At 30.3% G+C, this 2,693-nt stretch carries 3 protein-coding genes; all 3 read left to right on the top strand.

What is annotated here, in order from left to right; genetic code table 11:
• Nucleotides 1-179: 179 nt before the first annotated feature.
• The 3 genes from HNS38_RS19910 (at nucleotide 180) to HNS38_RS19900 (ending at nucleotide 2,649) form a co-directional block, all read left to right on the top strand.
• Nucleotides 180-1,220: a hypothetical protein gene (locus HNS38_RS19910; protein ID WP_172346989.1), complete on the top strand. Its 1,041-nt coding sequence runs from the start codon at nucleotides 180-182 to the stop codon at nucleotides 1,218-1,220.
• A 144-nt stretch (nucleotides 1,221-1,364) separates the two neighbouring features.
• The gene (locus tag HNS38_RS19905; protein ID WP_172346988.1) at nucleotides 1,365-2,258 is read left to right on the top strand and encodes a hypothetical protein; all 894 of its coding nucleotides are present in this window, start codon (nucleotides 1,365-1,367) and stop codon (nucleotides 2,256-2,258) included.
• A gap of 124 nt (nucleotides 2,259-2,382) precedes the next feature.
• Nucleotides 2,383-2,649 (top strand): hypothetical protein, encoded by a 267-nt coding sequence (locus tag HNS38_RS19900; protein ID WP_172346987.1) that lies wholly within the window; start codon nucleotides 2,383-2,385, stop codon nucleotides 2,647-2,649.
• Nucleotides 2,650-2,693 lie beyond the last annotated feature (44 nt).

The raw sequence follows: 2,693 nt of genomic DNA, 5'->3' as shown, positions 1-2,693 counted from the left end.
CGAATTTAAATCGAAAGCTACCTCCCTTTGGGGAGGTTTAGTTCAACAATGTATATACAAAATAGGCGGGATAGTAGTAAATTCAACGGTTGTAGCACGCTTCAACTTTATAACGGTTTGATAAGTTTAAGGCCCGAAATCGCCTACTTTGCATATACTCAACGTTAGCTACCATACAAATGAAATCAAAAGAACTTACAATTGGAAAAGTAATTGACAGTCTTGAAAAAGAAATTTTCACTTCTGTTGATGAAAAATCAAAATTTAAAAAAAATTGTCAAGAAAGAGAAAAAGGCCTGAAACAGGCTATAAACATTTGCATGAATCAAGTAGTAGAATTGGCAGAAGCACCTGGATTAGATTCATTAACTAACAGACAAAAGATTAAATCCGATATATGCTTAGAGAACCTCTCCAAATACGCAGACGAATTAATTGCTGAACTAGACAAAGAAAAAATTGAAACACATTGTCATGAACTTGAAAATAAGGCAGGAAAATCCCTTGGATTCTTTAATCAGCCATTTTATTTAGATTTAATTTTCTTGATAACAAACTCTTTTCATATTGCGATTTCCACAAATATATTATGGGCACCTGACGTAACTGTTGCACAAGCTGTCGAGATATCAAAAGGAAAATTAAACTTAAATGAACTAGGCAAACATTTACCAGTCGTTCTAAAACGCATAAAGAAAGATGTTCTGCCATATTTGAAAAAGTCAAGCTTGCTTTCAGAATTTCATCCAAACATAACCGAAGCTGTAGAATGTTACAAGAAAAAACTTAATAGAGGATGTAGTTTAATAACGATGACTAGTATAGAAGGAATAGTGAGAAAATTAGCTACTTTTTTGGCTAGCCCACATGAACTAGGTTCAGATTTCAAAGAAGAGAAATACAATTCTCTTAATCAATTGTTACGCGATGTAAACTGGAAAAAAGATTTGGAAATTGAATCAACCCAATTGTCATTGATTTTAGGAGAAAGTAGAACAAAAAAAGAGCGTCAACAACATTACTTAAATGATGATATTATCAATGTTGATTTGAATACTAGGTTAGATTTTTTGAAAGGTAGATTTAAAGATGATAGAGATTTAATTTTACATGGATCTCAGCAAAACTATAACCAAGATTGGAATTTGTATTTAAACTTTTCTGCTCTTTATGAAACTATCAATGTTTGCAAAATATATGAAAGTAAGTACGGTAGCTAACAAAAAACATATTGCATTTGGAAATTAGAGTAATAAATGACGAAATTAGCAATAAATAAAATGAGGAGTAGTTTGGAAAGAAAAGGTTTCAAAAATCCAAACGCACCATGTTCCAAACGTTAGCCACCATATAAACAAATACAAATGAGAGTTTTATTATTCACTATAAGCTTGATTTTAATTATCAAAGGATTTAGTCAGGATTTAGTTCCAAATAAATCTATTTTCGATAAAGAAATAGAATTGAGTATTGAATACCTAAATACAACGATGAGCCAATCTGAGGGCTTAGAATTAGAAATTGACACCAATGAGTATTTGTCATATAAAGCTTTTGTAAAGCCTCAGGAGAATGATAATTATGCAGTATCTTTAACTGAGTTTATTCCAAAAATGGAATTTTCAAATTTCGAATCATTAAATGCATTGTATTATGACTTTATAAAAGAACAACAATACGATTTTGAATGTGATTTTAGAATGTCAAATCCAAAAATAGATAACCTTGATTATATTTCTGAATTGTCAGAAAAATATAAACCTAAAATTGACAAAGCAAAAACAGATTTACACATAAATCCATCAAATAATATGGTTTATTATAAAGATGTTTCAATTCCAAAAGAAAATCTTGAAATTATTAATAAGTGTATTATTCTGCTGAGTCCAATCTTTGAAGGATATACAATAAATTTGACAAAAGGATATGACTATCCTCATGAAGTCCATTTATCGCATTTAAATATCTCATTAAACGATACCTTATTCTATAAAACCAAATCATTATCAAATGAAATTCAACAAATAGAGATTTGTGTTCATTCTGATTCAGATGAAATTAAAAAAGTTTTAATAGATGATTCTGATTCCGAAAATACAGAAGCCAGTATTGAAAAACTGGAAATATTTAATAGCATCAAATACAATATTGATAAGACAAGTGGAAAAATAATAAGAATTAGTATTAAATCTGGCATGAATTCATCATCAGAGGGATATGAGATGAATCTTGAATACCGAATTAAATACGGTGGCTAACACAAAACATAGTGCAATTGGAAAACAGAGTAATAAATGACGATATTAGCTATAAATAAAACAAGGAGTAGATTGGAAAATAAAGGTTTCAAAAATCCAATCGCACCATGTTCAACACGTTGTAGTGCATTTACCACAGATGGAAACTAGTGAGAATAATAGAAAGTATGCGGCATATCTTGCCAGACAATTTTACTCGGGAAAGAAACCGATACGATTGATTGAAGATGAATTTCCTTATGACCAAACAGATAAAGATTTAAACAGACTTCTTCACTTAATTAAGCGGACTCCAAAAAGGAAAGGACTTTTTAAAGTAAGCGCAGATAAATATGAAAAATATGTCATTGAAGTTTACAATCTCATAGAGAAGTTTGAGCATTTTGGATAGGCTGACTCATGTTGTGCCACCTATACCGATGTAACTGTGCCACT

It is taken from the genome of Lentimicrobium sp. L6 (assembly GCF_013166655.1).
Lineage (GTDB): Bacteria > Bacteroidota > Bacteroidia > Bacteroidales > UBA12170 > UBA12170.
Note: the sequence above shows the minus strand (reverse complement) of the source record. Positions and strands in the feature narration are given on the sequence as shown.

Bases quoted from the DNA above. Each gene is read 5' to 3' on its own strand.
- HNS38_RS19905 (WP_172346988.1), top strand. From the start codon at position 1,365: ATGAGAGTTTTATTATTCACTATAAGCTTGATTTTAATTATCAAAGGA.
- HNS38_RS19910 (WP_172346989.1), top strand. From the start codon at position 180: ATGAAATCAAAAGAACTTACAATTGGAAAAGTAATTGACAGTCTTGAA.